General features: G+C 60.7%; 6 protein-coding genes and 1 tRNA gene. All 7 read right to left on the reverse strand.

From position 1 onward, the window contains the following. Window positions 1-314: 314 nt before the first annotated feature. Window positions 315-390 (reverse strand) — tRNA-Ala (locus F8C90_RS10465). Window positions 391-581: 191 nt separating this feature from the next. Further along, a complete protein-coding gene (locus F8C90_RS10470) occupies window positions 582-920 on the reverse strand; it encodes a Veg family protein (protein ID WP_158050452.1) in 339 nt (112 codons plus the stop codon). Between the two features lie 99 nt (window positions 921-1,019). Then, on the reverse strand, window positions 1,020-2,069 hold the full coding sequence (locus F8C90_RS10475; protein WP_158050456.1) for a ribosomal RNA small subunit methyltransferase A: 1,050 nt from the start codon (window positions 2,067-2,069) through the stop codon (window positions 1,020-1,022). 1 nt (window position 2,070) lies between these two features. Further along, a complete protein-coding gene (locus F8C90_RS10480; RefSeq protein WP_158050453.1) occupies window positions 2,071-3,084 on the reverse strand; it encodes a flavodoxin family protein in 1,014 nt (337 codons plus the stop codon). Between the two features lie 27 nt (window positions 3,085-3,111). Continuing rightward, entirely contained in the window at window positions 3,112-3,747 is a 636-nt protein-coding gene (locus tag F8C90_RS10485) for a TatD family hydrolase (RefSeq protein ID WP_246155904.1), read from the reverse strand. Window positions 3,748-3,774: 27 nt separating this feature from the next. Next, a complete protein-coding gene (locus tag F8C90_RS10490) occupies window positions 3,775-4,152 on the reverse strand; it encodes a TatD family hydrolase (RefSeq protein ID WP_246155905.1) in 378 nt (125 codons plus the stop codon). A gap of 24 nt (window positions 4,153-4,176) precedes the next feature. Beyond that, on the reverse strand, window positions 4,177-5,766 hold the full coding sequence (gene metG / locus F8C90_RS10495) for a methionine--tRNA ligase (RefSeq protein WP_158050455.1): 1,590 nt from the start codon (window positions 5,764-5,766) through the stop codon (window positions 4,177-4,179). Between the last annotated feature and the right edge of the window lie 226 nt (window positions 5,767-5,992).

Raw genomic sequence — 5,992 nt, forward strand, 5'->3', positions numbered from 1 at the left:
AGCGTCGGTTTGATGACACAACCTGTCGGAAGAAATCATCGGGTGATGATAGAAAGGCCCAAGTCGGGAAAGATTTTCCTGGCTTGGGCCTTCATTGCCTCTTGACAATGTTCTACTCATATTAAACTTCACGCGTCGCATAATGCGTACAGAGGGAAGAGGAGAAGCCTGCGAAGAGTCGGCTTTCCGATGGAAGGGCAATTGAAAAGCAAGGCCGCACTAGAGGATGCGCATCTTGTCCTGTAGGCCGCTTAGCCTCAGATGGGGCAATAAAAAAGCAGGCCGGAATTGCTTCCGACCTGCCTGAGTTCCCATGGTGGAGATGAAGGGATTCGAACCCTCGGCCCCCACGTTGCGAACGTGATGCTCTCCCAGCTGAGCTACATCCCCACGGGTTTTGCGCTCTTGGCGCGTCGATAAATAATGACGGATGTTGCGCAGATTGTCAAATCAAATCCCGAGATGCTCAAATCGTCCACACAATACCGCAGTCGAAGGGCAAGCGGGCAGCAATCATCGCCCCAAAAACAAGTATGCCCCGAACGAGTCGGGGCATACCTCCTTGTACCATGCGGCTGGGTTTAGGAGAGAACTTTTTCCTCGAGAACGACTTCAGTCTTCTCGGGAATAGCGTTGGGATTTTCGATCTCGAACGGCTCGAACAGCGGCTCGCCGTTCTGGGACAGCTCGACCATGCCCGTCAGAACATCGACATACTGGTAAGACTGACGCGCCGTGCGACCGCGCTTGCGATCGACTTCCATGATGAACAGCTGCGGATGAACCTGGGTGAGAACGCCTTCGCTTTCAACGATCTTGGAGCGCCCCATATTCGCGCGCACCTTCAGGCGTTGACCCACGAAATCATGCAGCGTGTCATGAATGGAGTCGACGATTTTTGCTTGCTGTGCTAAATCCATGCTGGCTCTTTCTCCCGCATATATAGTTATCTCGATTGCGCATTGTATCACGGACGTCAATTTTCATGCGAAATCTCGCGATAAACGGTACAAAAACCGCTATAATGGGTTAGATTCCCTTCGTAAATATGCTTTTCCCAGCGCAATGAACTCGTCAAGTGAGAGCGTCTCACCGCGTCGTTTCGCATTAATTCCGCACTCATCGAGCAAGTCGGGAATGCACCCGATGAAAGCCTTGCCGGCATTTCCCCTGCTCGCAAAATACGTTTTGAACGAATTGGAAATGGTCTTGCGGCGGCTCGCGAAAGCGGCGTCGGCCATAGCGCACGTCGCCTTGAGAAGCGCGTCATCGAGCGGTTCGCCATCGGCCTCGAACACGGGCCTGCGATCGAGGCGCAGAACCGACGAGTCGACATGCGGCGGCGGGAAGAAATTGTTGGGGCTCACCAGGAATCGGCCCGCAGGCTCGGCGTACAGGCGCAGCTTCACCGTGTAGGCACCATAGTTCTTCGAGCCCGGCTCGGCGCACATGCGGTCGGCCACTTCCTTTTGGACCATCACCGTCGCGCTCTCGAGCTGGGAAAACTTCTGGAAGAAGTCGAGCACGAGCGTCGCTGCCACCGCATAGGGCAGATTGGCCACGAACTTGTTGGGGAATGTGCGAGGGCTACCATCCGCACCATGAGTCTCAAGCCCCACCCGAGCATGGGGGGCGTGCTCCGCGCGCAGTTCCGCAGCGTAGCGAGGACTGTCTGAGCACGGAGTATGCCCCCCATGCTCAGCCAACCGCGCGTATCCAGCCAACGCTTCGATGACGTCCTTTTCCGTAAGCTCGAGCGCGTCTTTCGAGATGAGGGCGAAGCGATCAGCCCACGGCTCGAGCGTGTCCTCAAGCACCGCGGGCAAATCGGCGTCGCGCTCGACCGACACCACGCGCCCCGCGCACTTCAACAGCGCAATAGTGAGCGTCCCAATTCCAGGACCCACTTCAAGCACATCATCGGAAGCGTCAAGCTGCGCAAGCTCGACTATCTTCTGCAAAATCGCATCGTTGACCAGGAAATTCTGGCCGAGCGCATGCTTCGTCGAAAGACCATGCTCCTCCAGGACATCGCGCGTTGCCGCAGGAGTTGCCAAGGGGGAGAGCATATTAGCCACGGCTGTTGCCCTTCTTCGAGTTACCTTTCTTTGCGGCTCCCTTCGCTCGCGCGCCGCCCTGCTGGCCGCCTCTTTTGCCCTGAGCGCCGCCAGCTTTGCGCGAGCCGCCGCCTGCATGCGACCCCTTCGGCTTGCCGTACGCGCCCGCAGGCTTCTTGCCGCCACCCTGACGCGACGCGCTCTTCGCATGGGGCGCTTTCGTATCACCCGCATCGTCGAGCGAAAGCTTCGTGCGCACACCACCACGCGGGCCGCGCGACAATCCAGGTTCGGGCGAATCCTCTTCGCTCGAACTCGAAGGCTCTTCCATCTGGGGGAACTCTATAATCGCAGCCCCGTCGCCTTCCGCACCCTGCGCGGGCGCCATAGCAGAGTCAGCAGCTGCGAAGAGGTCCTCGATCGAGCGAACCTCAGCCTCGGCCGTGATCTCGCCGTTCTCGTCGATCTTCCCCACCCAGTCGAACACGGTTTCCAGGCGGAACCCCGCAACAGCGAGCGCCGAGCGGACGATGGACACAAGCGCGGAAAACCCATGCGGATCGCCGCCCTCGCCCACCACATGCAGCACGGCAGGGCGCTTTTCCTCGACGCGCGCATTCGTCCAATAGTAAGGCTGCAAACGATCGAGCAGCGCCTTCAACTGCGACGGCGGGCCCGCGAAATACACAGGGCTCACCACGGTGATCTCGTCCGCAGCGTCAATGAACTCGTAGATTTCCTGCATATCGTCGTCGATGACGCACGGGGCGAAATCGTCGTCGAGGGCCTCCTCGCCGAGCTCGGCAAGCTTCGCGATGTTGTCGCGGCACGCATCGCAGCCTGTGCACCCCGCCACCGAAAGTGTGGAAACCGGCGCAAGCGCAAGCTCGTCATCGGGGCATTCCTCGATGCAAGTCTCAAACAGCATATTGGCCAGGTGCGCGCTTCTGCCGTTCGTGCGCGGTGATCCGACGATGATAAGACGATTCAAAATTTCCCTCCCGAGCGCAGCGATATCAGTGCGCATTGTACTATGGCCGCGCGGCGCAGCAGGCTATTTCCCCAGCTGCCATGCGGTAGGCGGACGGTTCAGCATGCTCTCTGCGTTCGTAAGCACGCGACGGAACAAGGCCAAGCGCTCCTCCCCCTCCGCACCGCGCACATCCGCGAGCGCGCTCTCGGTGAACACCACCATGGCGGGCTCGCACACCTCGCCGCGCAACGGCTTCGGCGCCATATACGGGGAGTCGGTCTCCACCATGAGCTGCATCTCCGGCACGCGCGCCGCAGCATCGCGGATAGCGTCGCCGTTGTTGAAGGTGAGCGCGCCGCCGAACGTGACCGAGCAGCCCGCCTCGATCCACGGCTCTAGCGTGTCCCAATCGTTCGTGAAGCAATGCAGGATGCAACCCGCCTCGGGCCATCCCTCGTCGCGCATGATGGCGAGCGCGTCGTCGTGCGCCTCGCGAACATGCAGCATTACGGGCAACCCCGCCTCTTTCGCGATGCGAACCTGCGCGCGGAATGCACGCTCCTGGTCCTCGCGGGGCGAGAGGTCGTAGTGATAGTCCAGCCCGATCTCGCCCAAGCACGACGTGCGCTTGTCATGAAGCATCGCGCGCAGGCGCTTCTCGGTTTCGGGGCCCCAGTACTTCGCGTTATGCGGGTGAAGACCAGCTGCGATGCGCATCCGCGGCACGCGCGGAGACGGCTGGCCTCAACAGCGTGAGAAAAGCCGCTGCATGGAAAGCGCGGCCTCGTGGTTCCATTTCGAGAGGCTGTCGTAGGTGGTCGTGCCGTCCTCGTAGACGTCGACCACCGTGCACATAAAGCCAACCCCATGCAGGCCCGCGCGGGCGAGCGCGAGCCCGGGGTTTTTCTGATACTGCAGATGACAATGGGCATCGACCGCCAAAACGCCCAGGTCAGGCGTTTCCACGATCTTCCATTCTCCGTTCTTCTTCCGCTTGCGGAACAAGCTGTCGAAGAATTCAGGCTCGGTCGGCTCGTCCGTCGCGGTCGGCTCGACGTCCACTTGCGCGCCAGTCGCCTCGCGCGTCGACGTTTCAGGTGCGGTCATGCCCATGTCGCTCATCTCCAAAATCGCGAACCCGATGCGCTATTCCGCGTCGAGGTCGATCTCGTCCATGTTCAGGCGCGGGAACAACGGGTCGCCCACAGTGACGGCGTTGCCGGCAGGCAGCTGGCCCCACTTGGTAGCCGCTTCGATGTCGGTGCAGGCAGCGATTTCGCCCAGCCCAAGACGGGAGAAGACCTCGGCCGACGTGTTCGGCATGAACGGCGCCATGTAGAGCGCGATGATGCGGATCGCCTCGAGCGAGTTGTAGATGACGGCAGCCAGGTCGCCCGCCGTCTCCTCCTTCTTCGCCAGGTTCCACGGGGCGCTTTCCTCCACGTAGAGGTTCACACGGCCCGCAAGCTCCTGCACCGCGGCGGCGGCACCGGTGAAGTCGACCTGCCCCAGGCACGCATCGTACTTCGCGTAAAGCCCCTCGGCGATCGGCAGCATCGGGTTCGCCACGCGCGCGGCGGCGTCGGCTGGAACCTCAGGAACCTTACCATCGAAGTACTTCTTCGTCATATTGAAAACGCGGCTGCACAGGTTTCCCCAGGTGTTCGCCAAATCGGCGTTGTACACCTGCACCATGCGCTCCATCGAGATGTTGCCGTCATGGCCAAACTGCACGTCGCTCATGAAGTAGTAGCGGTACGCGTCCACGCCGAAGATCTTCACGAGGTCGGCGGGCTTCATGCCGTTGCCCTTCGACTTCGACATCTTCTCGCCCTTGGTGAGCAGGAAGCCGTGGCCGAACACGGTGTGCGTGACGGGCAACCCCGCCGCCATGAGCATAGCCGGCCAGATCACGCAGTGAAAGCGCGTGATGTCCTTGCCGACGAAGTGGTACTGCATGGGCCAGCGGGCTTCGAACTCGCCTTCGCGGCCCTCGTCGCCGTAGCCGATGCCAGTGAGGTACGCGAGCAGCGCGTCGGCCCACACGTAGGCAACATGTCCCTCGTCAAACGGCATGGGCACGCCCCAGTCGAACGTGGAACGGCTGATTGAGAGGTCTTTCAAGCCGCTCTTCACGAACGAGACGATTTCATTGCGACGGGTTTCCGGGCGGATGAAGTCGCGGTGCTCATCGTAGAACTTGAGCAGCGGCTCCTGGAACTCGGACAGCTTGAAGAACCAGTTCTCCTCGCCGCCGGCCTTCTGCACCGGGCGCTTGCAGTCGGGGCAGATGAACTCGCCTTCCTCGTTCTTCTCGAGGTCGGACTCGGCGTAGTAGGTTTCCTCGTGCACGCAATACCAGCCTTCGTAGCTGCCCTTGTAGCAGTAGCCCTTGTCGTAGAGGTCCTGCCAGAACTTCTGCACAGTGCGGGCATGGCGCGGCTCGGTCGTGCGCACGAAATCGGTGTAGGTGATGTCGAGAAGATCCCACACGTCGCGGAAAGCCGGCTCCATGGAGTCGCACCATTCCTGCGGGGTCATGCCCTTCGAGGCGGCCGTGTCGGCGACCTTCTGGCCATGCTCGTCCATGCCGGTGACGAATGCCACGTCGTAGCCGTTCATGCGCTGGTAGCGCGCGACGGTGTCGGCTGCGACGGTGGTGTACGCCGTTCCCAGATGAGGTGCGGCATTCACGTAATAAATCGGTGTGGTGAACGAATAGGTTCCCTTTGACATCATGTGTTCCTTTGCATCGTGGCAGGTCAGGCGAATGGTGCCCTCGTGCCGAATTCACGTCACCCGCGCGTCGTCGGACGCCATGCGGGCAAGCAGCTATTTTATCACGCGCAAAGGAGCGCACGCGAAGTTACCCGTAGAACTTCACGTCGGGGAAGGGAGGTTCCTGAGCGCGCTTGAACGCGTAGGAGTCCACTCGCGCGAGAAGGCCTGTCGCCTGCATGAT

Source organism: Ellagibacter isourolithinifaciens (assembly GCF_008831035.1).
Lineage (GTDB): Bacteria > Actinomycetota > Coriobacteriia > Coriobacteriales > Eggerthellaceae > Ellagibacter > Ellagibacter isourolithinifaciens.

What these genes read in the sequence shown, in the direction of transcription:
- F8C90_RS10470 (WP_158050452.1), bottom strand. Translation starts at nt 920, where the DNA reads ATGGATTTAGCACAGCAAGCAAAAATCGTCGACTCCATTCATGACACG.
- F8C90_RS10475 (WP_158050456.1), bottom strand. Translation starts at nt 2,069, where the DNA reads ATGCTCTCCCCCTTGGCAACTCCTGCGGCAACGCGCGATGTCCTGGAG.
- F8C90_RS10485 (WP_246155904.1), bottom strand. Translation starts at nt 3,747, where the DNA reads ATGCGCATCGCAGCTGGTCTTCACCCGCATAACGCGAAGTACTGGGGC.
- F8C90_RS10490 (WP_246155905.1), bottom strand. Translation starts at nt 4,152, where the DNA reads ATGAGCGACATGGGCATGACCGCACCTGAAACGTCGACGCGCGAGGCG.
- metG (WP_158050455.1), bottom strand. Translation starts at nt 5,766, where the DNA reads ATGTCAAAGGGAACCTATTCGTTCACCACACCGATTTATTACGTGAAT.
- F8C90_RS10480 (WP_158050453.1), bottom strand. Translation starts at nt 3,084, where the DNA reads ATGCGCACTGATATCGCTGCGCTCGGGAGGGAAATTTTGAATCGTCTT.